The 26,252-nt window shown below is 65.7% G+C and carries 25 protein-coding genes; 17 read left to right on the top strand and 8 right to left on the bottom strand.

The genetic code is table 11. The features are described from left to right. The first annotated feature begins 14 nt into the window (after nt 1–14). The 6 genes from ABH915_RS10790 (at nt 15) to ABH915_RS10815 (ending at nt 5,959) form a co-directional block, all read left to right on the top strand. Nucleotides 15–983, top strand: coding sequence for a carbohydrate ABC transporter permease (locus ABH915_RS10790; protein ID WP_026536777.1), 969 nt, complete (start codon nt 15–17; stop codon nt 981–983). After that, nucleotides 980–1,897: a carbohydrate ABC transporter permease gene (locus ABH915_RS10795; RefSeq protein WP_370120931.1), complete on the top strand. Its 918-nt coding sequence runs from the start codon at nt 980–982 to the stop codon at nt 1,895–1,897. Before ABH915_RS10790 ends, ABH915_RS10795 begins: the two co-directional genes overlap by 4 nt. Nucleotides 1,898–1,947: 50 nt before the next feature. Then, complete coding sequence (locus ABH915_RS10800) at nt 1,948–3,009, top strand: NAD(P)-dependent alcohol dehydrogenase (protein ID WP_370120934.1); 1,062 nt, start codon at nt 1,948–1,950, stop codon at nt 3,007–3,009. 24 nt (nt 3,010–3,033) lie between these two features. Continuing rightward, on the top strand, nt 3,034–4,002 hold the full coding sequence (locus ABH915_RS10805) for a carbohydrate kinase (RefSeq protein ID WP_370120937.1): 969 nt from the start codon (nt 3,034–3,036) through the stop codon (nt 4,000–4,002). Between the two features lie 77 nt (nt 4,003–4,079). Further along, on the top strand, nt 4,080–5,111 hold the full coding sequence (locus ABH915_RS10810; RefSeq protein WP_370120941.1) for an NADPH:quinone reductase: 1,032 nt from the start codon (nt 4,080–4,082) through the stop codon (nt 5,109–5,111). Between the two features lie 74 nt (nt 5,112–5,185). Then, nucleotides 5,186–5,959 carry a type 1 glutamine amidotransferase domain-containing protein gene (locus ABH915_RS10815; RefSeq protein ID WP_370120944.1) on the top strand — a complete coding sequence of 258 codons (774 nt, stop codon included), beginning with the start codon at nt 5,186–5,188 and terminating at the stop codon, nt 5,957–5,959. Between the two features lie 82 nt (nt 5,960–6,041). Here the strand turns inward: ABH915_RS10815 and ABH915_RS10820 are convergent, their stop codons facing one another. Beyond that, nucleotides 6,042–6,224: a hypothetical protein gene (locus ABH915_RS10820; protein WP_370120947.1), complete on the bottom strand. Its 183-nt coding sequence runs from the start codon at nt 6,222–6,224 to the stop codon at nt 6,042–6,044. A gap of 219 nt (nt 6,225–6,443) precedes the next feature. Here ABH915_RS10820 and ABH915_RS10825 point away from each other — a divergent pair, with 219 nt between their 5' ends. Next, nucleotides 6,444–6,863 (top strand): nuclear transport factor 2 family protein, encoded by a 420-nt coding sequence (locus tag ABH915_RS10825; RefSeq protein WP_370120950.1) that lies wholly within the window; start codon nt 6,444–6,446, stop codon nt 6,861–6,863. Between the two features lie 43 nt (nt 6,864–6,906). On the opposite strand, the gene ligD is transcribed toward ABH915_RS10825, so the two are convergent. Next, nucleotides 6,907–8,151: a non-homologous end-joining DNA ligase gene (gene ligD, locus ABH915_RS10830; protein WP_370120953.1), complete on the bottom strand. Its 1,245-nt coding sequence runs from the start codon at nt 8,149–8,151 to the stop codon at nt 6,907–6,909. A gap of 48 nt (nt 8,152–8,199) precedes the next feature. Between ligD and ABH915_RS10835 the strand changes: the two genes are divergently transcribed. Next, nucleotides 8,200–8,592, top strand: a complete 393-nt coding sequence (locus tag ABH915_RS10835) for a VOC family protein (protein ID WP_370120956.1) — start codon at nt 8,200–8,202, stop codon at nt 8,590–8,592. A 23-nt stretch (nt 8,593–8,615) separates the two neighbouring features. Here the strand turns inward: ABH915_RS10835 and ABH915_RS10840 are convergent, their stop codons facing one another. Beyond that, nucleotides 8,616–9,653 (bottom strand): LacI family DNA-binding transcriptional regulator, encoded by a 1,038-nt coding sequence (locus ABH915_RS10840; RefSeq protein WP_370120959.1) that lies wholly within the window; start codon nt 9,651–9,653, stop codon nt 8,616–8,618. Nucleotides 9,654–9,806: 153 nt separating this feature from the next. Then, the gene (locus tag ABH915_RS10845; protein WP_370120962.1) at nt 9,807–11,255 is read right to left on the bottom strand and encodes a sugar porter family MFS transporter; all 1,449 of its coding nucleotides are present in this window, start codon (nt 11,253–11,255) and stop codon (nt 9,807–9,809) included. 298 nt (nt 11,256–11,553) lie between these two features. Here ABH915_RS10845 and ABH915_RS10850 point away from each other — a divergent pair, with 298 nt between their 5' ends. Continuing rightward, nucleotides 11,554–12,597, top strand: coding sequence for a Gfo/Idh/MocA family protein (locus ABH915_RS10850; protein WP_370120965.1), 1,044 nt, complete (start codon nt 11,554–11,556; stop codon nt 12,595–12,597). Between the two features lie 15 nt (nt 12,598–12,612). On the opposite strand, the gene ABH915_RS10855 is transcribed toward ABH915_RS10850, so the two are convergent. Continuing rightward, nucleotides 12,613–13,197 carry an HhH-GPD-type base excision DNA repair protein gene (locus tag ABH915_RS10855; RefSeq protein WP_370120967.1) on the bottom strand — a complete coding sequence of 195 codons (585 nt, stop codon included), beginning with the start codon at nt 13,195–13,197 and terminating at the stop codon, nt 12,613–12,615. A gap of 104 nt (nt 13,198–13,301) precedes the next feature. Here ABH915_RS10855 and ABH915_RS10860 point away from each other — a divergent pair, with 104 nt between their 5' ends. Together ABH915_RS10860 and ABH915_RS10865 are read left to right on the top strand one after the other, a co-directional pair. Beyond that, nucleotides 13,302–14,765, top strand: coding sequence for a YdiU family protein (locus ABH915_RS10860; RefSeq protein ID WP_370120970.1), 1,464 nt, complete (start codon nt 13,302–13,304; stop codon nt 14,763–14,765). A gap of 12 nt (nt 14,766–14,777) precedes the next feature. Beyond that, nucleotides 14,778–15,101, top strand: coding sequence for a hypothetical protein (locus ABH915_RS10865; protein ID WP_370120973.1), 324 nt, complete (start codon nt 14,778–14,780; stop codon nt 15,099–15,101). A gap of 30 nt (nt 15,102–15,131) precedes the next feature. Here ABH915_RS10865 and ABH915_RS10870 read toward each other — a convergent pair whose 3' ends face one another. Further along, a complete protein-coding gene (locus tag ABH915_RS10870; RefSeq protein ID WP_370120976.1) occupies nt 15,132–15,470 on the bottom strand; it encodes a hypothetical protein in 339 nt (112 codons plus the stop codon). A gap of 123 nt (nt 15,471–15,593) precedes the next feature. On the opposite strand from ABH915_RS10870, the gene ABH915_RS10875 reads away from it, so the two are divergent. Together ABH915_RS10875 and ppsA are read left to right on the top strand one after the other, a co-directional pair. Further along, a complete protein-coding gene (locus tag ABH915_RS10875) occupies nt 15,594–16,412 on the top strand; it encodes a pyruvate, water dikinase regulatory protein (protein WP_370120979.1) in 819 nt (272 codons plus the stop codon). A gap of 151 nt (nt 16,413–16,563) precedes the next feature. Beyond that, on the top strand, nt 16,564–18,978 hold the full coding sequence (ppsA, locus tag ABH915_RS10880) for a phosphoenolpyruvate synthase (RefSeq protein WP_370120982.1): 2,415 nt from the start codon (nt 16,564–16,566) through the stop codon (nt 18,976–18,978). Nucleotides 18,979–19,104: 126 nt separating this feature from the next. Here ppsA and ABH915_RS10885 read toward each other — a convergent pair whose 3' ends face one another. Then, a complete protein-coding gene (locus tag ABH915_RS10885) occupies nt 19,105–19,794 on the bottom strand; it encodes an HAD family hydrolase (protein WP_370120985.1) in 690 nt (229 codons plus the stop codon). Nucleotides 19,795–20,083: 289 nt separating this feature from the next. Here ABH915_RS10885 and ABH915_RS10890 point away from each other — a divergent pair, with 289 nt between their 5' ends. Continuing rightward, nucleotides 20,084–20,908, top strand: a complete 825-nt coding sequence (locus ABH915_RS10890; protein ID WP_370120988.1) for a VOC family protein — start codon at nt 20,084–20,086, stop codon at nt 20,906–20,908. Between the two features lie 54 nt (nt 20,909–20,962). Here the strand turns inward: ABH915_RS10890 and ABH915_RS10895 are convergent, their stop codons facing one another. Then, entirely contained in the window at nt 20,963–21,742 is a 780-nt protein-coding gene (locus ABH915_RS10895; protein WP_370120991.1) for an ion transporter, read from the bottom strand. A gap of 399 nt (nt 21,743–22,141) precedes the next feature. Between ABH915_RS10895 and ABH915_RS10900 the strand changes: the two genes are divergently transcribed. From ABH915_RS10900 to ABH915_RS10910, 3 genes are read left to right on the top strand one after another with little or no spacing between them, the layout of a single operon-like run. Then, nucleotides 22,142–23,266, top strand: coding sequence for an S-(hydroxymethyl)mycothiol dehydrogenase (locus ABH915_RS10900; RefSeq protein ID WP_370120994.1), 1,125 nt, complete (start codon nt 22,142–22,144; stop codon nt 23,264–23,266). Next, the gene (locus tag ABH915_RS10905; RefSeq protein WP_370120997.1) at nt 23,263–23,883 is read left to right on the top strand and encodes an MBL fold metallo-hydrolase; all 621 of its coding nucleotides are present in this window, start codon (nt 23,263–23,265) and stop codon (nt 23,881–23,883) included. Before ABH915_RS10900 ends, ABH915_RS10905 begins: the two co-directional genes overlap by 4 nt. Next, on the top strand, nt 23,880–26,228 hold the full coding sequence (locus tag ABH915_RS10910; protein WP_370121000.1) for an FdhF/YdeP family oxidoreductase: 2,349 nt from the start codon (nt 23,880–23,882) through the stop codon (nt 26,226–26,228). Before ABH915_RS10905 ends, ABH915_RS10910 begins: the two co-directional genes overlap by 4 nt. Nucleotides 26,229–26,252: the final 24 nt, after the last annotated feature.

The following is a 26,252-nucleotide window of genomic DNA, read 5'->3' on the forward strand; positions in this document are numbered from 1 at the left end:
CGCAGGAGAACATTATGACTACCGCAACGGCGCGCGTCTCCCGGCACGGGAGCAGCACAGCCAAACCTTCCAAGAACACCAGGGCGCGGGAACGTGCAGTGGCCTGGGCACGGCGGGCACCGCTGCTGCCGGCCCTGATCTTCCTCATCGTCGTCACCCAGCTTCCGTTCGTGGTGACCCTGATCATCTCGTTCATGAACTGGAACAGCCTGAGCCCGGACACGACCGGATTCGCCGGATTCGAGAACTACATCCAGGTGGTTACCGACCCCTACATGCTCCAGGCAATCCTCACCACCATCGTCGAGACCGTCTCGGTGGTCCTGGTCAGCCTGGTCCTCGGACTCGGGCTGGCCCTGCTCCTGGACAAGAAGTTCATCGGCCGCGGACTGGCCCGGACCCTGCTGATCGCACCCTTCCTCATCGTTCCGGTCGCCGCGGCGCTCATCTGGAAGCACGCCATCCTCAACCCCGTCTACGGCCTGATCAACGGCTCCCTCACCTGGATCTGGTCGCTCTTCGGCTCCGACAACCCGCCGCAGCCGGACCTGCTGTCTTCGGCGCCCCTGATGGCCATCATCGTCTCGCTGGTCTGGCAGTGGACCCCGTTCATGATGCTCATCCTGCTCGCCGGCCTGCAGTCCCGTCCGATGGACACCGTCGAAGCTGCCCAGATGGACGGCGCCACTCCCTGGGCAATTTTCCGCCACCTTACCCTGCCGCACCTGCGCCAGTACCTGGAACTCGGCGGACTGCTCGGGGCCATCTACATCGTGCAGAACTTCGACGCCACCTTCGTCATCACCTCCGGCGGCCTGGGAACGGCCAACCTGCCCTACGCCATCTACGAGACGTTCTACTACGCCAACGAATATGGCCTGGCCTCAGCGGCCGGCGTCGTGGTGGTCATCGGCACCATCATCGTGGCGACCTTCGCACTCCGCACCGTATTCTCGCTCTTCAAGAAGGAGGCAGCACGATGAGCACCCTCACCCCCGCCGGGCCCAGGTCATCAGTCCCCACCCCGTCCACCCCGACCACGGGATCACGACGCCGGCGCAAGTCACGCATGGACCCTACCCGCAACAACACCGCCGCCGGCATCGCCGCCTGGCTGCTGGCCCTGCTGTTCGCGGTGCCGGTCCTGTGGATGATCCTGACCTCGTTCCACTCCGAAATCGACGCCGCCACGAACCCGCCGTCCATCGCCGCCGACCTCAACCTGGATGCCTACAAGGAGTTCTTCGGCGCAACGTCCGGCGTCAGCCCCTGGCCCTCGCTGATCAACTCCGCCACCGCCTCGATCTTCTCCACCGTCCTGGTCCTGCTGCTGGCCATCCCCGCCGCGTACGCCCTGTCGATCCGGCCGGTGAAAAAGTGGACCGACGTTCTGTTCTTCTTCCTCTCTACGAAGATGATGCCCGTGGTCGCCGCAGTCCTGCCGCTCTACCTGTTCGCCAAAACCGCCGGCGCGCTGGACAACATCTGGTTCCTGGTCCTGATGTACACCTCGATGAACCTGCCCATCGCCGTGTGGATGATGCGGTCCTTCCTTGCCGAAGTGCCGGTCGAAATGCTCGAGGCTGCCCAGATCGACGGCGCCACCTTGCTGCTCACGCTCCGCAAGGTCATCGCACCCGTGGCGATGCCCGGCATCGCCGCGACCGCCCTGATCTGCTTCATCTTCAGCTGGAACGAACTCCTCCTGGCCCGGGTCCTCACCGGCGTCGTGGCCGGCACCGCCCCGGTGTTCCTCACCGGCTTCGTTTCAGGCCAGGGCCTGTTCATTGCCAAGGTCTGCGCCGCCGCCGTCGTGATCTCCCTGCCGGTGCTGTTCGCCGGTTTCGCAGCCCAGGACAAACTCGTCCAAGGCCTCTCCCTGGGCGCCGTGAAATAGCGCCGTCAAATAGCCCGCCACCCCTCTTCAAACCGCAAAGGATTCCTCCGATGACCACATCAACCGCCCAGTCCCGCAGGCCCAGGCATCCCGAAGTGCCGGCCACCATGCGCGCCGCCGTCCTCGAACGCCAGGGCGCCATGGCCATGGAAGCCCTGCCCGTCCCGCAGCTGGACGCGGACCAGGTCCTCGTCCAAGTCGCCGCCGTCGGCGTGTGCGGCAGCGACGTCCACTACTACGAACACGGCCGGATCGGCGACTACGTCGTGGACCACCCGCTGATCCTCGGCCACGAACTCTCCGGACGTATCGCCGCCGTCGGCAGCGACGTCGACCCCGCCCGCATCGGCCAGCGGGTCGCCGTCGAGCCCCAGCGGCCCTGCCGCACATGCAAGCAGTGCAAAGCCGGACGCTACAACCTCTGCCCCGACATCGAGTTCTACGCCACGCCGCCGATCGACGGCGCCTTCACCGAATACGTGAGAATCCAGAGCGACTTTGCCTTCGACATCCCGGACAGCGTCAGCGACGAGGCGGCAGCCCTCATTGAACCGCTCTCCGTCGGCCTCTGGGCCTGCGAACGCGCCCAGATCAAGCCGGGCAGCCGGGTCCTGATCGCCGGCGCCGGCCCCATCGGCATCATCGCCGCCCAAGCCGCCCGCGCCTTTGGCGCCACCGAAATCTACATCAGCGACATTGCAGACGACCGGCTGGCCTTCGCCCTCCAACACGGCGCCACCCATGCCTTGAACGCCTTGACGGACAGTGTCGAAGGGCTCGACGTCGATGCCTTCATCGACGCCTCCGGCGCCCCGCAGGCCGTCCGTTCCGGGATCAAAGCCGTTGGACCGGCCGGCCGGGTCATCCTGGTGGGGCTCGGGGCCGACGACGTCGAACTCCCCGTCTCCTACATCCAGAACCGGGAGATCTGGCTCTCCGGCGTGTTCCGCTACACCAACACCTGGCCGCTGGCCATCCAGCTCATCGCCGACGGCAAGGTGGACCTGGACATCCTCGTCACCGGCAAATTCGCCCTCGCCGAATCGGACGATGCGCTCCAGGCCGGCAGGCAGCCCGGCCAGCTCAAAGCCGTGGTCTACCCGGGCCGCTGAGAAGAAGACAGCAGGGAAGCAGCCATGCCAGCAAGTGAAACCATGGTGATCGTCATCGGCGAATCACTCGTCGACATCATCAGCGACCCCCGCCGGCCGGAAAAGATCCAGGCCCATCCGGGCGGCAGCCCCCTCAACGTGGCGGTGGGGGCGGCCCGCCTGGACCTGCAGACGACCCTGGTGACCCACTACGCCGAGGACCGGTACGGGCTGATGATCGATCAGCACCTCCGGTCGAACAACGTCCGGGTGATTAACGGAGGGACCTCAGCGACGTCGACGGCCCTCGCGGCCCTGGGCACTGACGGTGCCGCCCACTACACCTTCTCCATCGACTGGGACATCAACGGGGCGTCCCTGCCCGCCCTGGCCGCCGTTGAAGGCTCCACCCACGTCCACACCGGATCGATCGCCACCATGCTTCGACCGGGAGACAAGGCCACCTTGGCCTTGGTGAAGGCCGCACGAAAGCACGCGACGGTCAGCTACGACCCGAATTGCCGGCCCGCTATCAGTCCCGACGCTGCGGAGGCGCGTAACCGGGCGGAACTGTTCGTGACGGCCAGCGACATCGTCAAAGCCAGCGACGAAGACTTGAGCTGGCTCTACCCGGACCGGACCCCGGAGCAAACCATGGCAGCATGGCTGGAACTCGGCCCCGCGATCGTAGCCCTGACACGCGGCGCCTCCGGCCCAGTCGTCCTGGCCCGCCCAGGCAGGGTGGAGATGGCCGCCGAACCCATCACTGTGGCGGACACCGTTGGGGCAGGCGACTCCTTCATGGCAGGCCTGATCTCCGGACTGTCCCAACTCGACGCGCTCGGCACCAGCGGCAGGCAACGACTCCAAAACCTCACTCCGGCTGAGATGAATGCCCTCGCCGCGTACGCCAACCGCGCCGCGGCCATCACCTGCTCCCGGCAGGGCGCCAATCCGCCACGGTCCGCCGAGCTCGGCACGATGCCCGTCCCGTCACCTGCCCAGCAGGCCTGATCACGCAGCCGCCCGATGGCATCACCGTTTCCGCGCCCGGCGGGAATTTTCGGTGAGGGCCGGTGTTTGGTCTGAGTATGAAAGCAATCGTGTACCGCGCCACCGGCGATCCGTCCGTTCTCGAGCTCGTCGACCGCGAGATCCGCGACCCGGGGCGCGGGGAGGTGCGCGTTCGGATCATGGTCTCCGCGGTGAACCCCACCGACTGGAAGTCGCGCCGCGGCGCCAAACCGGGCGAGGCCTTGCCCTTCGCGGAGGTCGTGCCGAACCAGGACGGCGCCGGAGTGGTGGACGCCGTCGGACCCGGCGTCGAGCATCTCCACCTCGGTGACAGGGTCTGGCTGGCCCTGGCCGCCTACCAGCGCGCCGACGGCGGGACAGCGCAGGAGTTCGCCGTCCTGCCGGCCGAACGGGTTTTTCCGCTGCCGGAGAACGCCGGGTTCGACCTCGGCGCAAGCCTGGGTGTTCCCGCAATCACCGCCCACCGGGCCCTGACCATCGCCGAGGACGGCCCGCGGCGGCTGCACCCGGGTGCCTTGGACGGCAAAGTGGTCCTCGTCGCTGGAGGGGCAGGCGCCGTGGGCCATGCGGCGATCCAGCTGGCCAAGTGGGCCGGCGCCGCTGTGATCACGACCGTGAGCGGACCGGCGAAGGCTGCGCTGGCCACGGCCGCCGGCGCCGATCACGTCATCAATTACCGGGATACCGACGCGGCCGCGGAGATCCGCCGGATCGCTCCCGACGGCGTCGACCAGATCGTGGAGGTGGCACCCGCGCAGAACTCGGAACTGGACCTGGCGGTGATCCGCAACCGCGGCTCCGTCGCCGTCTACGCCAATAACGGCGGCGATCAGGTGAGCCTGGACGTGCGCCGGCATTTCAGCCTCAACGTCCGCTACCAGTTTGTGCTGCTCTACACCGTTGGCATGGCGGCCGTGCAAGCCGCCGCCGAGGACATCAATGCGGCCATCGCCGACGGCGCCCTTCCGGTGGGAGAGGCCGCGGGGCTGCCGCTGCATCGCTTTGACCTGGCTGACATGGCGGCGGCCCACACGGCCGTGGAAGAGGGCATCGTCGGCAAGGTGCTGATCGATGTGTCATCGAACTAGCCGATACCGCTTCGGGCGCTGAGGGCCCGAAGTGGGCTGGGCGTAGGGTGGAAGCTGGACGAAAGGAAGACTTCATGAAGAAAATCCTCATGGTACTGACCAGCGTTTCCGAGATCGGCGATACCGGAGAGAAGACCGGCTACAACGTGGCCGAGGCCGCACATCCGTGGAAGGTCTTCAAGGATGCCGGGCATTTCGTCGACTTCGCGTCCATCCAGGGCGGCCAGCCCCCGCGCGACGAGGTGGACTCGGAAGATCCCATCCAGGTCGCCTTCACGGAGGACGAGACCACGCGCGCCGGTCTCTATAACACTGCCCGCGTCGACGTCGTTGATCCCGACCAGTACGACGCCGTCTATCTCGTGGGCGGCCACGGCACCATGTGGGACTTCCCGGACAGCAAAGGCTTGCAGGATCTGGTGGCCAGCGTCTACAACGCCGGCGGCCTGGTGGGCGCGGTTTGCCACGGACCGGCCGGCCTGCTGAACGTGGAATTGAAGAACGGGCTTCGCCTTGTCGAGGGCCGTAAGGTGGCCGCCTTCACCAACGACGAGGAGGTTGCCGCGGGGAAGGACAAGGTCATTCCGTTCTTCTTGGCCGACCGGCTTGAGGAACAGGGCGCCACGCACGTCGCCGCTGCTGTCTTTGAGGAGAAGGTTGTGGCTGACGACCGGCTGGTGACCGGGCAGAACCCGGCCTCAGCCGCCGGCGTGGCCAAAGAGATGGAGAAGCTCTTCGCAGAGGTCATCCACCAGGAGAAAGCCGAGGAAAAGCACGACGCGGAGGCTTTGCGCGCCGAGAAGGACGCCGAGAAAGACGCCAAGAAGGCGGCAGACACCGAGCACTAGCGCAGCCGTTGAGTGACAGCAAAACCCCTCGTCAGAGGGGTTCTTGCTTTAACGTGTGGACAATGACCGTGGTGGGGTCCCGTTACGGCAGTCCGGAGACCCTTCGGGCGTTCTCCCGCGCAACCAGCTCCACAACGCGGCGGGCATCGGCGTCCGACCACTCGTCGTCGTCAATCCACTGGCCGAAGATGGCTGTAATCGCGTTGCGCCAGATCTCGCGGACGGTGGCTCCGGCAGTTTCCGCCATTCCGGGTGGATCGAGCATGGCCCCGGTGTTGACTCCGGTGTCGATGAGCCAGTGACTGACTCCGGCTGCCCGGGTCGTCCGTCGGCTGATTTCCAGTTCGCCGAGTTCGCTGCGGCGCCTCCAGTAGAGCCCTTGCAGCCACCACGAGGCAGGCTTAGGATGGCGGGGCCGCGATGGCCTGGACGGCGATGGACCTATCCGGCCGTTGACGGACAATGAGCCCTTTGGAGGTCCGACGTGAGCGAGCGGGATGACTTCATGGCCTGGGTTGGCTCGCGTCTCAAAGACGCCGAGACCGCCCTGCATAACGGCGATGCCGCGCCGCGGTTCGCCATCTGGTCACGAAGAGAGCCCGTCTCCGTGCTCGGCGCGTGGATGTCCGGCAGCGGTGCCGAGGACGTGGGGCACATCTTCCGTCAACTGGAAGCATCGTTCTCACATTGCACGTCATACACGCACGAAGTGATTGCTGCCGACGTGATCGGGGACATGGCCTATACCGTCGGCTACGAGCATACAAGCGCCTCGGTGAACGGAGAGCCCAGCGACTACACGCTGCGCGTGACTCAGGTCTACCGGCGCGAGGATGGCGAGTGGAAGGTCGCCCATCGCCACGCAGACACGCTGGGGCAGCCGGACAAGCCTCAGGACGCCTGAACGCAGTCCGGTGGTGTCAGGAGCCGGTGTCAGGACCCAGTGGTCAGGACCCCGGGCGCCCGGGCCACTCTTTGCCCGCCCAGGGGTCGTAGTCTGCGATGAGGTCCTCCTGTGGCAGACGCTCCTTTTCCGGGACATGCTGCAGGTTCACCCGCACCCGGTACCAGAGCGAACTCGAACCCCGCATTCCGTCGACGAGTATGTCCGCGGGGTGCAGGTTCGGCAGGAGGTCTGCATGCCGGGTCTTCCATTCCTCGAGCGCCGCCAGTGCCTCGGGCTTGGTCTTGGTCCGTGCCACCTCGATGAGCGGCATCACCGACTGCCGGCGGCCCAGGCCGTCGCCGCCGCGCGGTGGCTTCTCGGCGGGGCCGAGCTCGGCAGCCAGGGTGATGAGTCTGTCGAGCGCCCCAACCGCGTCGTCGATCCCGGCGTGGGGGTCGCCCATCGCTGCGTAGCGTTCAAGCACCGTGGGCACCGTGAATTGTTCCGGCCGACTGGAGGTAACCTCGTCCCAAGTGAGCGGAGTCGAGACCCGGGCGTCGGGCAGGGGCCGGATCGAGTACGCCGATGCCACGGTGCGGTCCTTGGCGTTCTGATTGAAGTCGACGAACACACTCTCGCCGCGCTCCTCCTTCCACCACCGCGCGGTGGCGAGGCCCGGAGCGCGGTTCTCGACCTCGCGGGCGAGGGTCTCGGCGGCGAGCCGCACGTCGCTGTATGACCACTGGGGCGCGATGCGCACGAGGATGTGGAGTCCCCGCGAACCGCTCGTTTTCGGCCACCCCACCAGCCCCACGTCGTCGAGCACCTCCCGCGCGACATAGGCGACGTCAACGATCTGCGCCCACTCGACCCCCGGCATCGGGTCGAGGTCGACCCGGAGCTCGTCGGGGTGTTCGAGGTCCTCGGCACGCACGGGGTGCGGGTTGAGGTCCAAGCATCCAAGATTCACGACCCACGCCAAGCCCGCAGCATCCCTGATGACGGCCTCTTCGGCTGATGTGCCGGACGCGTAATGCAGCGTCGCCGTGTCGATGAAGCCGGGGTGGTTTTCGGGCACGCGCTTCTGAAAGAACGGCTCGGCGCCGATCCCCTTCGGGAAGCGCTTGAGCACCATGGGCCGTCCGCCTGCGCCCCGCAACGCACCGTCGGCGACGGTGAGGTAGTAGCGGACCAGGTCGAGCTTGGTCAGCCCGGGGTCGGGGAACACCACCTTGGCCGGACTCGAGATGCGGACCTCGTTGCCGCCAATGGTGAGGATCTCGGCGGGGGCCTTGGACGAGTTCATTCCGCCACGCTAGTTCCGGCCGGCTGCGCTTGGGAATAGCATTCCGGCATGGACGCCAAGTTATTCGCCTATCTCAGCTACAGTGACGCACCCGCAGCCCTGGACTGGCTCCAGGCAGTGGGCTTTGACGTCATTCACCGGCAGGACGGCGCTGCAGGGACGGTGCTGCACGCCGAGATCTGCATGGGGGAGGCCGTGCTAATGGTGGCAAGTAACGACGCCGACTACCGGCGGCCGCCACTTGTCGGTCGATCGACCGGCCAGGGACTATATCTGCTGGTTGAGGACGTCGGCGCATTTCATCAGAAGGCCCTCGCCGCGGGCGGAACCTCAGTGATCGAGCCCGAAGACACCCCATGGGGCACCCGGCGCTGCCGGGTGCTCGATCCCCAAGGACAGGAATGGAGCGCCGGCACCTACGAGCCCGGAAAGGACTCGTGACTCATTCTTGCTCCGGCCGCCAGTCAGGTGTGGGCAGGGGGAGCGGTGGTGTTTCGAACGACGAGGCGCGGGACCAGCACGTCGGTACGTGGCGGCAGGGAGGGGTCGGCGATGCGGGCGAGGAGAAACTCTGCGGCTCGGATGCCTACGTCCCGGCTGACCGGGTCGACGGTGGTCAGGGAGACGTGCCGGATCCCGGCGAGATAGGTGTTGTCGTATCCGACCAGTGAGAGCTGTGCCGGGATGCTGATGCCATGCTCGTCGGCGGCCGAGAGTGCCCCGACGGCGAGGATGTCGTTGGCGGCGAAGACCGCTGAGGGGGGTAGACCGCTGTCGATGAGGCGGCTCATTGCCTCAAAGCCGGAATGTTCACTCAAGTCCGTGGCTATCACCCGGATGTAGTCCTGCAAGCCGTGGCGGGTCATCGTGTCCCTGTAGGCGTCGGCCCGCACGGCAGCGGACCCGGTGGGAGCGGTGAGGAACGCAATGTCGCTGTGGCCGAGACCAATCAGGTGTTCGACGGCCATCCGGGCGCCGGCGGCGTCGTCGTTGGTGACGCGGTCCGCCGCCGGGAGGTCGAAGCCGCGCGTGCCGGCGACGACGGCTGGCGTGTGCAGCGTGGCGCGTGTGAGGTCTTCATCGGCGTTGAAATCTCCGGCGATGACGAGGCCGTCGACGCGCAGTTCCATGAAGGCGGACACCGGGCTTTCCCCCGGGCGGGCCAGATAGCGGGGATCGCCGAGGACCATCCGAAGGTTCTGCTCCCGGAAAATGTTCTGCATGCCGTCGAGGAGCTCCACGAACCAGGGATTGGCGAGGTCGTCCAGCAGGACTCCCACTGTTTGCGTCCGTCCGCTGGCGAGCGAGCGGGCCGCATTGCTGGGCCTGTAATCGAGTGCGGCTATCGCGGTGGCGACGGCGTCTCTTTTTTGTTCACTCACCTTGGGTGAACCCCGCAGCACCAGGGAAACGAGTGCGCGAGATACGCCGGCTTCGCGCGCCACATCCTCAATGGTGGCGCGCTTGGCCGCCCCATGCTGGTTCAGTTCGCTCCTGGACAAATGGCCTCCTGCCGGCAAGCGTACCGCGGGAAACACAGCAGTTCCGGCCGCAGCCCCCATGGGCACGCGCACCGGTTCCGCTGCTGCCTGACGCCGGCCGCATGCCTGTCCCGTGGTGAGGTACCGGCGGCTACGGCTGCGGACGTTCAATTCTCAGAGGGATACCGCCTTCTCGCCAGGTGCCGCGGGAGGCGCGATGATTGGGATGCCTCCGGTGCGGAAGTGCACCTCCAGTTCTTCCAAGGATTGACCCTTCGTCTCCGGCACGAATTTCGCCACGAAGATCAGGGAAACAATGTTCACCAGCACAAACACGGTGAACGTCCCCGTTGAGCCCAGGGCGACAACCAGGATCGGGAAAAGGAAGGAGATTGCCGCGTTCACGGTCCAGAGCGCGAACACCGCAATGCCCATCGCGAAGCCGCGGATGGCCAGCGGGAAGATCTCGGAGAGCAATAGCCACACGCAGGTGCCGATGAAGCACTGCACGAAGGCCACGAACAGCATCATCGCCGCCAGAATGGTGTAACTGACGAGGTCCGACTGGGGGAGCGTGAAGACGACGGCGAGGAGTGCCTGCGAAGCCACGACCCCGGAGAAGCCAATGACCAGCATGCGCCGGCGCCCGACGAAGCCCAGCAGCCAGATGCCCAGGACGGTCATCAGCACCGACGTCACGCCGACGGCGATGGTGGCCACGAGCGAGGCGCTCACACCGAGGCCGCTGCGCTCGAGGATCGTGGGCGCGTAATAGTTCACGGTATTGATGCCCGTCGCCTGCTGGGCCACGGCGAGCCCGATGCCCACCCAGAGAAGCCGGCGCATCCAGGGATTGTTCTTCAGGTCGCGCCAGGCACTGGAGCGCTCATTCCGGGCAGTGTTCGCGGACTCGACGATTTCCTTGAACTCGAAGTCGGCTTCCTCCGGGCTGCGGCTGAAGTTGAGGATGCGCCGGCTCTCGTCGAGCCTGTCGCGGATCGCGAACCAGCGCGGTGATTCGGGCAGGGCGAGCATGCCGATCAGCAGTGCGATGGCGGGGATGGACGCAACCCCAAGCATGATGCGCCAGACCTCGGAGTCGTGGATGACGGCGTCGAGGAGTGCGTTGATGGCAAAAGCAAGCATCTGGCCGGTAACGATCATCAGTTCGTTGATGGTGACCATGCGCCCGCGCAGATGTGCGGGCGCCATTTCTGCCAGGTAGAGGGGGCACGTTACGGCGGCGGCGCCGACGCCAAGACCGAGGATGACGCGGGCCACGACCATGAACCCAACCGTCGGTGCGATGGCGCAGCCTATCGCGCCGACGAGAAAGAGCAGCGCGCAGACGAGCAGCGTGCCGCGCCGCCCGAGCTTATCGGCGAGCTTGCCGCCGCTCAGCGCGCCCACCGCGGCGCCGGGAAAGAGCAGTGCGCTGACGACGGTGGCCTCTTCGACCGGGCTCATGCTCAGGGAGTCCTGCATGTAGAGCAACGCACCGGAGATCACTCCGGTGTCGTAGCCGAACAGGAGTCCGCCGAGTGTGGAGATGACAGTGAGACGGGCGAGATACCCGCGGTGTTTTGAGCCCGATGCGGGCGAGCTTGCTGTGTGCAACGACATTGTTGACTTCCTCGATTCGGCCGACCTGAACGGCGGACTTTGAATTGGGAGCGTTCCCGGGAGTGTGCTGGATCACGCACCTTCAACGTTAGAGCGCTCTAACGGCACCGTCAAGAGTTTGTATTGACATGCGCTCAAAGTATCCGCCGGCGCCCTGGGGTCGGGCGGCTATGGGCGAACTCGCGCTTTCATCAGGGGCTTTTCCCGAATGAAGCGATTTGTTATTATGTCAGGACAAATCTAGGAAAAGGGCAGTGACTCTCATGCGAATCGATGTCAAGACCATGGCGGCCCGCAGATGACCGGGAACTCATCACTCCCGGTGTCCCGGGTCCCGGATTCCCGAGCCGCACCCCCGCTCCGCTGGGGGATTATGGGTCCCGGCTGGATAGCGGAGCGCTTTACGGAATCCGTCCAGGCGCACACCTCGCAGGTGATTGCCGCAATCGGATCCCGCTCGCTGGACCGTTCCGAAGCCTTTGCCGGACGGCACGGCATCCCCGCTGCCTTCGGCAGCTATGAGGAACTGGCGGCCGCCGACGTCGACATCGTCTACGTGGCCACGCCGCACAACTTCCACTACGAGGCCGCCCTCATGGCGCTCGACGCCGGCAAGCACGTTCTGGTCGAAAAGCCGATCGGCATCAACCGCGCGCAGGCTGCAGGCATCGCCAAACGGGCCGCCGCCGCCGGCCTGTTCGCCGCCGAAGCCATGTGGACATTTTTCCTGCCCAAGTTCGACGTCATCCGACAAGTGCTCGACTCCGGAATGCTCGGGGACCTCACTACGGTCTTCGCCGAATACGGTGAGCACTTTGACCCCAGCCACCGGATCTTCGACGCGGCTCTGGCGGGCGGGCCACTGCTGGACCTGGGCACCTATCCGCTCTCACTCATCACGTCCGTCCTGGGCGAACCGGACCGACTCCTGGCGCTCGGTGAACCGCATGTATCAGGAGTCAATGCCCAGCTTTCGGCCGTCATGTCCTTTGCCGGCGGACGCCAGGCCATGATGAACACCCAACTGCACAACTTCACGCCGACGTCGGCCACCATTGTGGGCACCGAGGCTTCACTGACAATTGACGGGCCCTTCAACATGCCAGGCAACTTCAGTGTCCGCTTCCCGGACGGCACCCGGCTGGTCTATGAGGAGCCGGCCGGAGCGCACTTTGAGGGCCTGCACTACGAGGCTGCCGCCGTCGCGCGTGCCATTGCGGCAGGGCAGCTGGAGGTTCCACAGCGGCCGCTCGCCGAATCCATCGGGACCATGGCCGTCGCCGACGCCATCAGGAACCAGCTCGGAATCGTGTTCCCCGGCGAATCCATTGGAAACCTTTGATCCAGGCGCTCCGAATCAGCGCTCGGACGCCTTCGCGGCTTTGATGGCGGCCTTGGCTGCCTGCTTGCTGGCGCGCACTCTTTTCAGCGAGTCGGGGTCCACGATGTCGGCGACCGAAAGAAATGCGCTCTCCTGGCCATAGGGGCCAGCAGCCTCACGCCAGCCTTGCGCCTTCAGGCCGCACTGCTTGCCGAGCAATGCAAGGAAGATCTTTGCCTTTTGCTCACCGAAGCCGGGCAAGCCCTTCAACCTGCGCAGCACTTCCTGGCCGTCCGGGTCGTCCTGGTTCCAGATGGCAGTTGCGTCCCCCTTCCAATCGCGTTCTACGGTCGCGGCGAGGTCCTGGACGCGGCTGGCCATGGAGCTGGGGAAGCGGTGGATGGATGGACGCTCCTTGAAGATCTCCACGAAGCCTGCCGGGTCATATTCGGCGATTGCGGCCGGGGCCATCGACCCGATGCGCGTCCGGATCTTTTCGGGGCCGGCAAACGCAGACTCCATGGTCACCTGCTGGTCAAGCAGCATGCCAACGAGGAGTGCGAACGCGTCATTGCTGAGCAGTTGGTCGGCGGCGGGGTCGCCCGTGATGTGCAGTTCCATGCGCCCATCCTCCCACCAGCTCCGTGCCGCGTCATGGCACCGGCCCGAATCTGCTCTGCCAGGTCCAGCAGCATTGCTGACGGTGCCGCCGGTATCCTTGAAAGATGAGTGGCACAGCGCATGCAACCGTCACATTTGATGGCCGCTTCGCCCGGGAGTTCCAGGAGATGGCCATTCCCTGGCGCGCGGAGGAGGTCCCCGAGCCGCACCTTCTGGTGCTCAATGAGCACCTCGCCGCCGAGCTGGGTCTCGATCCGGCCTTTCTCCGGAGTCCTGAGGGTCTGCGCCTTCTGACCGGGAACGCCGTTCCTGCCCAGGCCAGTCCGGTGGCGCAGGCCTACGCCGGCCACCAGTTTGGCTGGTACGCGCCCCGTCTCGGCGACGGGCGCGCACTCCTGCTGGGCGAGATCGGGCACGCCGACGGGCAGCTCCGCGACGTCCACCTCAAGGGATCAGGACGCACGCCGTTTGCGCGAAACGGGGACGGCCAGGCAGTGGTTGGTCCTATGCTGCGCGAATACATCGTGAGCGAGGCGATGCACGCGCTGCACATCCCAACGACCCGTTCCCTCGCTGTCGTCGGGACGGGACGTTCGGTGCAGCGCGAGACGCTCCTGCCCGGCGCCATTCTGACCCGGGTTGCCAGCAGCCACCTGCGGGTGGGCAGCTTCCAGTATGCCCGGTCCACGGGCGACATCGGCCTCCTTCGCCGGCTCGCCGATTACGCCCTGACCCGTCACCACCGTGCCGCCGCGGAGGCTTCGAACAGTTATCTCGCACTCTTCCAAGGCGTCATCTCCGCCCAGGCTTCACTGGTGGCCAAGTGGATGCTCGTAGGGTTCGTTCACGGGGTCATGAACACCGACAACATGACGATCTCGGGTGAAACGATCGACTACGGGCCGTGTGCCTTCATGGAAGGCTTCGATCCGGCCGCCGTCTACAGTTCGATCGACGAGAGCGGGCGCTACGCCTACCGCAATCAGCCGGTGGTGGCGGAGTGGAACCTAGCCCGGCTCGCGGAGTCGCTTCTGCCCCTGCTCCACGATGACGAGGAGCAGGCGGTGGAGCTCGCGGTGGAGGCCCTCGGCGAGTTCCGCCGGCAGTACAGTGAAGCCTGGTCGGCAGGCATGAGGGCCAAGCTGGGGTTCCGTGACGGGCTTGACGACGACGTGACCTCGCCTCTCGTGGACGAACTTGTGGCCTTGATGCAGGAGTCACGGACGGACTACACATCGTTTTTCCGGCACCTCGGCAAAGCCGCCCGCGGCCAGGCTGACGATGCGCGGCACCAGGTTCCGGGCACGGCAGGTTTTGACGCCTGGCTAGGGCGCTGGCGTGCCTTGGCGCCGGATGCTGACGCCATGGACCGGGTCAACCCCGTCTACATCCCGCGGAACCACCTGGTGGAGGAGGCCCTGACGGCCGCTACCGGTGGAAACCTGGATCCGCTGGCACGGTTGTTGGACGCAGTCGCCGCGCCTTTCGACGAGCGGTCCGGGCTCGAGCGCTACGCCGCTGCCGCCCCGGAAAGCTTTGGCCCGTACCGGACGTTCTGCGGAACCTGAGGGGAGCTCATCATGGATACCGAATTTGCCGAGGTCATCGATCATGACGTCACCACCATCACCTGCGTTTGCGGTAATACCGTAAGCAACGAGGGATTGATCCAGGCCAACTCACAGGGCATGCCCGTTCACATCGGCGGAAACGTTCCCGTGCCCGCGGGGCTGGCTGCGTGGCCTGAGGACGAGGATCTCTACACCCTGTGCTCCTCCTGCGGCCGCGTTTACCATGACGCGGTCATCGAGGAAACTGGGACCGCGCCCGTTGCTTTCCGGATCGATATCAGTGCCGGACCGGTTGCCGAGGCAATCCGGGTCCACTGGGACCTCAACACGTAGCACTATGACCGTGTCCGGGATCAGTAAGCCCTACACGGTGTCCGGCCGCTGATCTCCCTTGTGGCTCCGCAGATTCTCCTGCACCTTGCCGAACAAATCCTTGATGGTCGTCTCCGTATTGGTGAGCATGTCCGGCTGTACGTAAACCTGTTGGGCGGGAGGCAGGCTGTAATGGGACGCCAGGCCAGCCGTACCGTCGACCCCGGCCAGCGCGATGGTCACGCCGCCCTCCTTGCGCGCAAGGGCGCCAATCCGGCCGAAGACCACGGTAAATTCGTCCGGCTGGAAGCTCACAGTCAGTCCGACATGTGTCCGATTAAGGTCACTTGCCGCGACGGCCTTCTCGTTGCCGGTCCCTGCATAGTTCATGTCGATCTCCCGGATAGCTGGTGGCGTTCTAAACGAGCAGTCTACGTCCGGGACCGGAGGCCGGGTAGGGACCCGCCGGCCGCCCGATACCGGACCGGTCCCGGCGTGGGGGAGAATGCGTTCATGACCAAAGACGATCTACGGCCTGTCTACTTCCTTTCGGACAGCACCGGCATCACCGCGGAAACGCTCGGCAACACCTTGCTGACGCAGTTCCCCGCGAACCACTTTGACCGCATCACGGTCCCCTTCATCACCACGGTCGAACAGGCCCGGACGGTGGTCGGCACTATCGACAAACTGGCCGCCACGGGCCTGCAGCCGATCGTCTTTTCCACCGCGGTAAGCAGCGATATCCGCCAGGTCCTGGCGACGTGCCAGGGAATCATCGTGGATCTCATCGGGTCCCATGTCGGACAGCTGGAGCGGGCCCTCGGTTCCCCGGCCAGCGGCGAACCCGGCAGGGCCCACGGCCTGGGCAATGCGGAGCGGTATCAATCCCGGATGGCCGCCGTCGAATACGCCATGGAGCACGACGACGGCCAAAGCCTGCGGGCGCTGGAAAAGGCCCAGGTCATCCTGGTGGCGCCGTCCCGTTGCGGAAAGACGCCCACGACCATGTACTTGGCGCTGCAGCACGGCATCTTTGCCGCGAACTTCCCGCTGGTGGACGAAGACTTTGAACGGGAAGGTCTTCCCAAGCCGCTGCGGCCTTTCGTTGAGAAGTGTTTCGGGCTCTCTTCCAACCCCCTGCGCCTGAGCCAGATCCGCACCGAACGGCGCCGCGGCTCACCTTACGCGTCGTTGCGGCAGTGCGGCTTCGAGCTGCGCAGCGCCGAGCAGTTGTACGTCTCCCATAGGATTCCCTACCTGAATTCGGCCACGGTGTCCGTAGAGGAGATGGCGGCAACCATCCTGCAGCGGATGAACCTCAAGCATTAGGGAAAAGTTTCACAAACTGAGTGTGGCGCACGTCATGTGGCAAGTGTGCCGGAGACCTGTCACTGTGGACAGGACTTGCGCCCATCAACCGGCCATCGCCGCGAGCGGGGCGCCGCACTTGCATGCCATCATCTGCAAAGGAGCAGTAACTATGACGACAGACATCCTGTGGTTCTCAGAACTCGGACTCAAGGACCTGGACCGGGTGGGCGGAAAGAACGCCTCCCTCGGTGAGATGGTGCAGAACCTGACCTCCGCCGGCGTCCAGGTACCCGACGGCTTCGCCACCACCGCGGATGCCTACCGCAACTTCCTGGCGGAGTCGGGCCTGGACCAGAAGATCGCCGACCGGCTGGTCGGCCTGGACACCGATGACGTCACCGCCCTGGCAGCCGCCGGGCAGGAAATCCGGGCCTTCATGCGCGAGACGCCCTTCCTGCCGGACTTCGAAGCGCAGATCCGCGCCTCTTACCAGCAGTTGGTGGACAAGCATGGCGGATCTGAGGACCTGTCCTGGGCCGTCCGGTCCAGCGCCACCGCGGAAGACCTCCCCGATGCCTCCTTCGCCGGGCAGCAGGAAACCTTCCTTAACGTCCGCGGCATCGAGAACATCCTGCTCGCCATCAAGGACGTGTTCGCGTCCCTCTACAACGACCGGGCGATCGCCTACCGGGTGCACCACAAGTTCGAGCACGCGGAGGTGGCCCTCTCGGCCGGCATCCAGCGCATGGTGCGCTCCGACGTCGGCGCCTCCGGCGTCATGTTCACCATGGACACGGAGTCGGGGTTCCAGGACGCCGTGTTCGTCACGTCCTCCTACGGCCTCGGCGAGGCCGTAGTCCAGGGCGCCGTCAACCCTGACGAGTTCTACGTCTACAAGCCGGCGCTGCAGGCCGGCCGGCCCGCCATCCTCAAGCGCGGATTGGGCGAGAAGGCCCTGCAGATGACCTACACGAGCAGCCGCGAAATCGGCCGCACCATCGACTTCGTGCCGGTCGAGGCGTCCTTGCGGAACCAGTTCAGCCTCACTGACGACGACGTCGAGCAGCTCGCCCGGCACGCCGTCGCCATCGAGAACCACTACGGCCGTCCCATGGACATCGAATGGGGCAAGGACGGGATCGACGGCGGCCTGTACATCCTGCAGGCGCGCCCGGAGACCGTGCAGTCCCGCCGGGCCTCCGGCAGCCTGAGCCGTTTCCGGCTCAACGGGACCGGCCGAGTGCTGGTCGAGGGCCGCGCGATCGGCCAGCGCATCGGCGCCGGCAGCGTCCGCATCCTCACCGCGATCGACCAGATGGCCGCCTTCAAGACCGGCGACGTCCTGGTCGCCGACATGACCGACCCGGACTGGGAACCGATCATGAAGCGTGCCTCCGCCATCGTGACCAACCGCGGCGGGCGTACGTGCCACGCTGCCATCATTGCCCGGGAGCTGGGGATTCCCGCCGTCGTCGGCACCGGGGACGCCACCGATGCCCTCTCCGACGGCCTCGACGTGACCGTGTCCTGCGCCGACGGTGAGACCGGCGTGATCTACGAAGGGCTCCTGGACTTCAGCGTCGAGGAAACCGAGATCACCCAGCTGCCCGAGGCTCCCGTCAAGGTCATGATGAACGTCGGGACCCCGGAGCAGGCGTTCACGTTCGCGCAACTGCCCAACCACGGAGTGGGCCTGGCCCGGCTTGAATTCATCATCAACCGCCAGATCGGCATCCACCCCAAGGCACTGCTGAACCTGGACGAGCAGCCGGCGGACGTCGCCGCGGAAATCCGTCAGCGGATCGCCGCGTACGAGAGCCCGCGGGACTACTACATCAAGCGCCTGGCCGAGGGTGTGTCCACCATCGCGGCGGCCTTCGCGCCGGAACCCGTGATTGTGCGCATGTCCGACTTCAAGTCCAACGAGTACGCCAACCTGATCGGCGGCCCCGCCTACGAGCCGCACGAAGAGAACCCGATGATCGGCTTCCGCGGCGCCTCACGGTACCTGGAGCCGTCCTTCCGGGACTGCTTCGACCTTGAGTGCGAGGCCCTGTCCTTTGTCCGCAACGAGATGGGGCTGACCAACGTCAAGCTGATGATCCCGTTCGTGCGGACCCTGGACGAGGCCCGCGGCGTCATTGAACTGCTGGCCGAGAACGGCCTCACCCGCGGCGAGAACGGCCTTGAGGTGATCATGATGTGTGAGATCCCGTCCAACGCACTGCTCGCCGACGAGTTCCTGGACTACTTCGACGGGTTCTCCATCGGCTCCAATGACATGACCCAGCTTGCCTTGGGCCTGGACCGGGACTCTGCGATTGTCTCGGGCGGCTTCGATGAACGCGATCCGGCCGTCAAAAAGCTCCTGAGCATGGCCATCGCGGCCTGCAAGGCGCGCGGCAAGTATGTCGGCATCTGCGGCCAGGGTCCCAGCGACCACACGGACTTCGCCGAGTGGCTGGTTGGGGAAGGCATCGATTCAGTCTCCTTGAACCCGGACACCGTGGTGGACACCTGGCTCCGGCTCGCCGGCCCGGCAGGCGGCGCCGTCGCCGCTGTGGCAGTCGCCGGGGCGAACTGACCGCCGCGCCCGGGTAAAGAGCCCGGGTCAAGACAGGCAGGACATCCGCAGGGCAGCACGGACTGAGAATTCCAGTCCGTGCTGCCCTGTCGGGTGGCGGTTCAGGCGACGGACGGCGTGCCGCCGTTAGGCGCTTAGTTTTCCAATCGCGCTGCTTTCAAGGTTCTCCAACAAGTGCCGCGGATTGTCGTAGACCTCGGCGGCACCGGCTTCCCGCAGTTCGGCTTCGCTGATTCCGCCGCAGGTCAGGGCAATGGCGGGGACTCCGATTGCCGCGGCGGCCAACACGTCCCAGACGGCGTCGCCAACAAACACGACGTCCGCCGGGCTGAGTCCAAGCTTGTCCAGGCACGCCAGGAGAATGTCGGGAGCGGGCTTGCTCTCCTCGGCGTCGTTGGAACTGGTCCACGCATCGATGGACGTGCCGGCGTCCAGGAGGCGCCGGGTGACGTCCAAGTCCCGCTCCTGAGCTGATGATGCCAAACCCACGGCCAGCCCGGCGCCGGAGCATGCGGCCAGGAGGTCCCGGGCAGAGTCGAAGGGCCGCAGGGAGGGCCAAAACGTGGAGAACACGGCGCCGTGCGCGGATTTGAGGTCTTCCTGCATGTCCGTGGTGCACCCGGGAACCAAGTGTTCGATCAGCTTGTCGCCGCCCATGCCGACGCAGCGGTGGATGGCGGAGATCTGGATGTCCAGCCCCTCCCGCCGGAATGCCTGCCACCAGGCAAGGGCGTGGAAATAGCTGGAGTCAATCAAGGTCCCATCGACGTCGAAAAGGACGCCGCGTTTCTTTACGGGTTTTGAACCTGGCACCATTGCTACCCCACCTTCAGTTGAGGGCGGCCGCATGCGCCTGACCAGGCAAGGGCTCGGCCCATAACGGATTTTTCCGGCCCGGGGTCCGAAGGACCCGTCAAAGACTCCTCAGCGTCCACGATCAGAACGCCGCCACCACTCTCCAGGGAGTCCACCAATTCCAAATGTCCGGCCACTTCAACCTCCTCGTCTCTGCTGGAAGCGTGCATAGTAAGACTACTTAATAGAGAGGTCGGGCGCCCGGCCGGGCCTCTGCTCGCTAGGCTATGTCCATGGACGGGAGCAGGACATGACCCAGCGGACCTACCCTCAGGGCGTACCGTGTTGGATCGACACCGAGCAGCCCGACGTCGAGGCGGCCGCCGCATTCTATGCCGGCCTCTTTGGCTGGACGTTCGAGGACGCCGGGCCGGCGGGCGCGCCGGGCCGATACTTGATAGCCAAGCTCAATGGCCAAGACATCGCCGGGATGGCGGGCACCCGGGGTGCCGCGGCGTGGAATACCTACGTATCCGTCGAGGACGCCGATACCGCAGTGCAGCGGCTGGTCGCTGCCGGCGCTAAAGTGCGATCAGCTCCTGCCGATGCGGGCGAGGGCGGACGCGGTGCGGCGCTGACCGATCCAGGGGGCGCCGAGATCCGTGTCTGGCAGGCCAAGCGGCGTTTAGGGGCACAGGTGGCCAATCAGCCGGGGACCTGGAATTTCAGCGATCTCCACACGCCCGACCCCGGCGCGGCCATCAAGTTCTATGAAGACGCGTTCGGCTGGCAGGTCGACGACCTCGGCTTCGCGATGATGATCCGCCGGCCCGGTTACGGTGATCATCTGGAGGCGACAGTTGATCCGGGCATCAGGGCGAGGCAGTCAGTGCTGGCTGCCCCACCTGGCTTCGAGGATGCGATCGCCTGGGTCGCGGCCACCGCCCCAGACGAACTGCCGCGCTGGCACGTCTCGTTCACTGTCGCCGACCGGGACCGAGTGGTGGCTGATGCGAAGCGACTCGGCGCCCAAGTCCTTCGCCAACACGACACCGAGTGGACGCGCACGGCACTGATCCGCGACCCCCAGGGAGCGGAGTTCACCGCCAGCCAGTTCACGCCTCCGTCGAAGTGAGCGATGCTTCAACAGAGGCGCCGGGCCTGATGGCGCCGGCTGCGGGACAAACTTTCACTGGGTTGGCCCGGCAAGGAGCTTTCTGATCTCGGCGAGCTTTGCCTCGGACTCCTCGAGGCTCTGGCGGAGCCTTTCGACCGTTGCGGGACTCGTGTCAGCCGCTTTGCCGGGCGGTACGGAATCCTTCTTCTTGGGGGAGAGGAAGAAGTTGGCCAGGTAGCCGGTGAACGTGCCGAAGATGCCGACACCGACGACGATGATGCCTGTCCCGATCATGCGGCCCGCATCGGTGACCGGATATTGGTCACCGTATCCGACTGTCGAGATCGTGACGATCGTGTACCAGAGGGAGTCCGAGGCCGACGTGATGTTGGCCCCCGGCGCGTTCTGCTCGACGCTGAGAACCGCAAGGCTCCCGAATTCCAGCACGAAAATGCCCATGATCAGCAGGATGTACAGGGAGCTGCCGGCCCGATCTTTGAGCAGCGCGCGGCCGACCGTGTGGATGCCGACATCGCGGAGCAGGCGGTACACCCGCGCAAGCCGGAAGACGCGCAGGATCTTGAACTGCGCCAAAGGCACGCTGGCCAACAGGTCGGCCCAGCCGAAGTGCTTGAAGAAATAGGCGCCCGCCGATGGCGCGGTGAAGATCCGGAAGAGGAAGTCGGCGACGAAGATCATGCTGAACAGGGCGTTCATCGCCCTCAGTACGGTGTCGAGCGACTCGTCCTGCGCCGCATACAAGAGTACGAGATTGACGATCGACAGGATCGACAGGATACCGATGAAGATTTCGTATCCGATGCTCTTCAGTTCATTGCGTTCCTTGCTCATGTGAGGATTCTGGCACGCGGGCAGCATTGTAGCCGACACCTTTTGCCCACGGCGCTGGCCGTACAAGAGGGATCTGCGTGGAGTTCCGTATGGTGTCGCGCGCCGCAGTGATGTCACGCCAGGTACGCGGAGGTCGCACTGCGGGAATCTATTGACACCCCCGTGTGATGACTGCCATATTTTCAAAGTACGCGCTATGTGCATCGTGTTGTGTAATACGCAATTCGATGGCAGGTGTGGTACGTGCCCTCACCGTCAAAGCACAGGACAAGCGCTTTTTGGGGGCATGGCCAGATGATTCGAGCCGCAACGGGTGGGCCGAAAATGGCATCGCGTGTCCGTCGCCAGAGGGTCCCGCCAAAGAGTCCCTCGCGGACTCAGGAAAGGAACACAGGAACTATGGTTCACAAAGTTAAGGCGGTCATCGCCAAGGAGAAGAATGCCCCGGTCTCGGTGGAGAACATCCTCGTGCCGGATCCTGGACCCGGTGAGGCGCTCGTGGATATTCTGACCTGCGGCGTCTGCCACACAGACCTGCACTATAAGCAGGGCGGGATCACCGGCGATTTCCCCATCCTGCTGGGCCATGAGGCCACCGGCGTGGTCAGCGCCGTCGGCCCGGACGTCACCGAAGTGGCTCCCGGGGACCGCGTGATCCTGAACTGGCGCGCCGTGTGCGGCGAATGCCGCGCCTGCGCCAAGGGGCAGCCGCAGTACTGCTTCAACACCCACAATGCAACGCAGAAGATGACTCTCGAGGACGGCACGGAACTCTCGCCCGCGCTGGGCATCGGCGCCTTCGCGGAGAAGACGCTCGTCGCCGCCGGGCAGTGCACCAAGGTTGACGACGACGCCGATCCCGCCGCCGTCGGGCTGCTCGGCTGTGGTGTGATGGCGGGCATCGGCGCCGCCATCAACACAGGTGAGGTCCAACGGGGCGAATCCGTCGCCGTCATCGGCTGCGGCGGCGTGGGCATTGCCGCGATCGCCGGCGCGAAGCTGGCCGGTGCCACGACGATCATCGCCGTGGACATCGACGCCAACAAGGTGGAGATGGCCAGGTCCCTCGGCGCCACGCACGGCGTGGACTCCAGCAGGGAGGACCCGATCGAGGCCATCCGGGCGCTGACCGGAGGCAACGGTGCCGACGTCGTGATCGAGGCGGTGGGACGCCCCGAAACGTACAAGCAGGCGTTCTACGCCCGGGACCTCGCCGGCCGCGTGGTGCTGGTGGGCGTGCCGACGCCGGACATGTTGCTCGAGCTGCCGCTCTTGGATGTCTTTGGCCGCGGCGGGTCCCTGAAGTCCTCCTGGTACGGAGACTGCCTGCCGTCCCGCGACTTCCCGATGCTGGTCCAGCACTACAAGCTCGGCAATCTGGACCTGGACGCCTTCGTCACCGAACGCATCACCATCGACCAGGTGGAAGAGGCCTTCGGCAAGATGCACGAGGGCAAGGTCCTGCGCTCCGTGGTTGAAATCCGGCCGGCCGCCGATCTCGCGGCAGCGGCGGAGTCCGCATGAGCGTCACCATCGAGAACCTGGTGACGTCGGGAACGTTTTCGCTCGACGGCGGAACCTGGGACGTGGACAACAACGTCTGGATCGTCGGCGACCGCGAAGAATGCGTGATTATCGACTCCCCGCACGACGCAGCCGCAATCATCGACCAGGTCCGCGGCCGGAAGGTCCTTGCCATCCTGCTCACCCATGCGCACAACGACCACATCGGCGCGGCCCGCGAGGTGGCAGCGGCGGTGAATGCCCCCATCCACCTGCACCCCGATGACCTGATGCTCTGGGAACAGGTTTATCCCGGCACCACGCCGGACCGTGAGCTTGCCGATGGTGAGGTCTTCCGCGTGGGAGGCACGACACTGAGGGCCATCCACACCCCCGGCCACTCACCCGGATCCACCTGCTTCCTGCTGGCGGGGGAGGGAACGGTGTTCACCGGCGACACGCTGTTCAACGGGGGCCCGGGGGCGACCGGCAGGTCCTACAGCGACTACCCGACCATCCTCGCCTCGATCCGGGAACGGCTGCTGACGCTCCCTCCCGAAACCGTGGTCCGCACCGGGCACGGCGACAGCACCACGATCGGGGCGGAGCGGGAGACGCTGGCCAAGGTGACGCTGTGAAATTGGGCAGGCAGCCGGCGCCCGTCGCGGACATCAACGAGGACGAACTGGAGGTCCATAAACCGAAGAAGCAAGCAGCCGGCGTCAAGGCAGTGATGGTGGCGCTGGAGCGCGCCGTGGCCCAGGCCGGGGTAGCCCGGACGGCCCACTCGCTGCTGCGGCTGAACCAGCGCGGCGGATTCGACTGCCCGGGTTGCGCGTGGCCGGAATCGGATAAGAAGCGCAAAACGGCCGAGTTCTGCGAGAACGGCGCCAAGGCGGTGGCGGAGGAGAACACCCTGCGCACGGTCGGGGCGGAGTTCTGGGCCCGGCATTCCATCGCCCACCTGTCCGGGAAGACCGAGTACTGGTTGGGTAACCAGGGCCGGCTGAGCGAGCCCGTGGTGATCCGCGAAGGGGAGACGCACTATTCGCCGATCTCCTGGGCGGACGCCTTCGAGCTCATCGGCGACCACATCCGGGCCAGCACGCCTGACCGCTGCGTCTTCTACACCTCCGGCCGCACGGCCAACGAGACCGCGTTCATGTACCAGCTCTTCGCGCGGGCCCTGGGCACCAACAACCTGCCGGACTGCTCCAACATGTGCCATGAGTCCTCGGGCTCGGCGCTTAACCCCACCATCGGCATCGGCAAGGGCACCGTGTCCCTGGACGATATCCATGACTCGGAGCTCATCTTCGTCGTCGGGCAGAACCCCGGCACCAACCATCCCCGGATGCTGTCGGCGCTGAAGGAATGCAAGGACAACGGCGGGAAGGTGGTGGCGGTGAACCCGCTGCCCGAGGCCGGGCTGTTCAACTTCAAGGATCCCCAGACCTTATCCGGAGTGGTTGGCAACGGCACACCGCTGGCCGACGAGTACCTGCAGATCAAGGTGGGAGGGGACCTGGCCTTGTTCCAGGCCCTGGGCCACCTGCTGCTGGCCGAAGAAGAGCGGGCACCCGGCACCGTCGTCGACCGGACTTTCGTCGAGGCGCAGACGGACGGCTTCGACGCCTACCGTGACGCCCGCCGGGAGCTGGACTGGGACGAGACCGAGAAAGCCACCGGCCTGGCCCGGAAGCAGATCGAGGAGGTGGCCGGAATGCTCATCCGGTCCAAGGCCACGATCTTCTGCTGGGCCCTCGGCGTCACGCAGCAGCCGCACTCCGTGGACACCATCAAGGAAATGGTCAACGTCCTGCTCCTTCAGGGCAACTTCGGCAAGCCCGGCGCCGGCGCCTGCCCGGTCCGCGGGCACTCCAACGTCCAGGGCGACCGGACCATGGGCATCTGGGAGAAGCCCAAGGAATGGCTGCTCGAAGCCCTGGACAAGGAATTCGGGATCACGTCTCCGCGCGGCCACGGCTTTGATGCAGTGGAGGCCATGGAGGCGTTTGAGCGGAACGAGGTGGATGTGTTTGTGTCCATGGGCGGCAACTTCTCCCTCGCCTGCTCGGACACAGAGACGCTGGAAGCCGGGATGCAGCGGATCGGCCTGACGGTGCACATCTCTACTAAGCCGAACCGTTCCCACGTGGTGCACGGGCGCACCTCGCTCATCCTGCCCACCCTGGGCCGGACGGACAAGGACGACAAACACCCCAAGGGCGCCCAGTTCCTCTCCGTGGAGGACTCCATGTCCGTGGTCCACTCGACACAGGGCCGGCTGACGCCCGTCTCCGAGCACCTGCTCGCGGAGCCGGTGATCATCGCCCGGATGGCCGACGCCACGTTCGGCGAGGACCATCCGGTCAACTGGAAGGCCATGGCCGGGGACTACGACGTGGTCCGGGACCACATCTCCCGCGTCATCCCGGGCTTCCAGGACTTCAACGCCCGGATCCGGACCAGGAACGGCTTTGTGCTGCCCAACCCGCCGCGGGACACCCGGTCCTTCAAGACGGACATCGGCCGTGGCCGGTTCACGGTCAGCCCGCTGGAGTACCTGACTCCGCCGGACGGCCATCTGGTCCTGCAGACCATCCGGAGCCACGACCAGTACAACACCACGTTCTACGGCCTGGATGACCGGTACCGCGGAATCTCGGACGGACGCAGGGTGGTTCTGGTCCATCCCGAGGACCTGGCCGAGCTCGGCTTCCAGGACCGGGACCTGGTGGACGTGGTGAGCACGTTCCGGGGTCACGACCGGCAGGCGGACAAGTTCCGGCTGGTGGCCTACCCGACGGCCAAGGGCTGCGCCGCGGCGTACTTCCCGGAGGCCAATGCCCTGGTCCACAAGGAAAACGTGGCCCGCGAATCCAACACCCCCGGCTTCAAGGCCATGTTCGTCCGGTTCGTGCCGCACCCTGCGGAGCATTCCGAGGCGGCCGGCGTGCTTGGGGCGGCCACGGCGAGCTAGGCACCACGACACAGCGGCCCCGCT

The sequence above is a fragment of the Arthrobacter sp. MW3 TE3886 genome (genome assembly GCF_041262145.1).
Classification (GTDB): Bacteria; Actinomycetota; Actinomycetes; order Actinomycetales; family Micrococcaceae; genus Arthrobacter.

Excerpts from the sequence above, each read along its gene's own strand:
- ABH915_RS10790 (WP_026536777.1), top strand. The coding sequence starts at position 15 with ATGACTACCGCAACGGCGCGCGTCTCCCGGCACGGGAGCAGCACAGCC.
- ABH915_RS10855 (WP_370120967.1), bottom strand. The coding sequence starts at position 13,197 with ATGGAACTGCACATCACGGGCGACCCCGCCGCCGACCAACTGCTCAGC.
- ABH915_RS10845 (WP_370120962.1), bottom strand. The coding sequence starts at position 11,255 with ATGTCGTTGCACACAGCAAGCTCGCCCGCATCGGGCTCAAAACACCGC.
- ABH915_RS10890 (WP_370120988.1), top strand. The coding sequence starts at position 20,084 with ATGACCCAGCGGACCTACCCTCAGGGCGTACCGTGTTGGATCGACACC.
- ppsA (WP_370120982.1), top strand. The coding sequence starts at position 16,564 with ATGACGACAGACATCCTGTGGTTCTCAGAACTCGGACTCAAGGACCTG.
- ABH915_RS10895 (WP_370120991.1), bottom strand. The coding sequence starts at position 21,742 with ATGAGCAAGGAACGCAATGAACTGAAGAGCATCGGATACGAAATCTTC.
- ABH915_RS10835 (WP_370120956.1), top strand. The coding sequence starts at position 8,200 with ATGGACGCCAAGTTATTCGCCTATCTCAGCTACAGTGACGCACCCGCA.
- ABH915_RS10800 (WP_370120934.1), top strand. The coding sequence starts at position 1,948 with ATGACCACATCAACCGCCCAGTCCCGCAGGCCCAGGCATCCCGAAGTG.
- ABH915_RS10860 (WP_370120970.1), top strand. The coding sequence starts at position 13,302 with ATGAGTGGCACAGCGCATGCAACCGTCACATTTGATGGCCGCTTCGCC.
- ABH915_RS10865 (WP_370120973.1), top strand. The coding sequence starts at position 14,778 with ATGGATACCGAATTTGCCGAGGTCATCGATCATGACGTCACCACCATC.
- ABH915_RS10875 (WP_370120979.1), top strand. The coding sequence starts at position 15,594 with ATGACCAAAGACGATCTACGGCCTGTCTACTTCCTTTCGGACAGCACC.
- ABH915_RS10905 (WP_370120997.1), top strand. The coding sequence starts at position 23,263 with ATGAGCGTCACCATCGAGAACCTGGTGACGTCGGGAACGTTTTCGCTC.
- ABH915_RS10810 (WP_370120941.1), top strand. The coding sequence starts at position 4,080 with ATGAAAGCAATCGTGTACCGCGCCACCGGCGATCCGTCCGTTCTCGAG.
- ABH915_RS10870 (WP_370120976.1), bottom strand. The coding sequence starts at position 15,470 with ATGAACTATGCAGGGACCGGCAACGAGAAGGCCGTCGCGGCAAGTGAC.
- ABH915_RS10850 (WP_370120965.1), top strand. The coding sequence starts at position 11,554 with ATGACCGGGAACTCATCACTCCCGGTGTCCCGGGTCCCGGATTCCCGA.
- ABH915_RS10815 (WP_370120944.1), top strand. The coding sequence starts at position 5,186 with ATGAAGAAAATCCTCATGGTACTGACCAGCGTTTCCGAGATCGGCGAT.
- ligD (WP_370120953.1), bottom strand. The coding sequence starts at position 8,151 with ATGAACTCGTCCAAGGCCCCCGCCGAGATCCTCACCATTGGCGGCAAC.
- ABH915_RS10795 (WP_370120931.1), top strand. The coding sequence starts at position 980 with ATGAGCACCCTCACCCCCGCCGGGCCCAGGTCATCAGTCCCCACCCCG.
- ABH915_RS10805 (WP_370120937.1), top strand. The coding sequence starts at position 3,034 with ATGCCAGCAAGTGAAACCATGGTGATCGTCATCGGCGAATCACTCGTC.
- ABH915_RS10820 (WP_370120947.1), bottom strand. The coding sequence starts at position 6,224 with ATGCTCGATCCACCCGGAATGGCGGAAACTGCCGGAGCCACCGTCCGC.
- ABH915_RS10885 (WP_370120985.1), bottom strand. The coding sequence starts at position 19,794 with ATGGTGCCAGGTTCAAAACCCGTAAAGAAACGCGGCGTCCTTTTCGAC.
- ABH915_RS10900 (WP_370120994.1), top strand. The coding sequence starts at position 22,142 with ATGGTTCACAAAGTTAAGGCGGTCATCGCCAAGGAGAAGAATGCCCCG.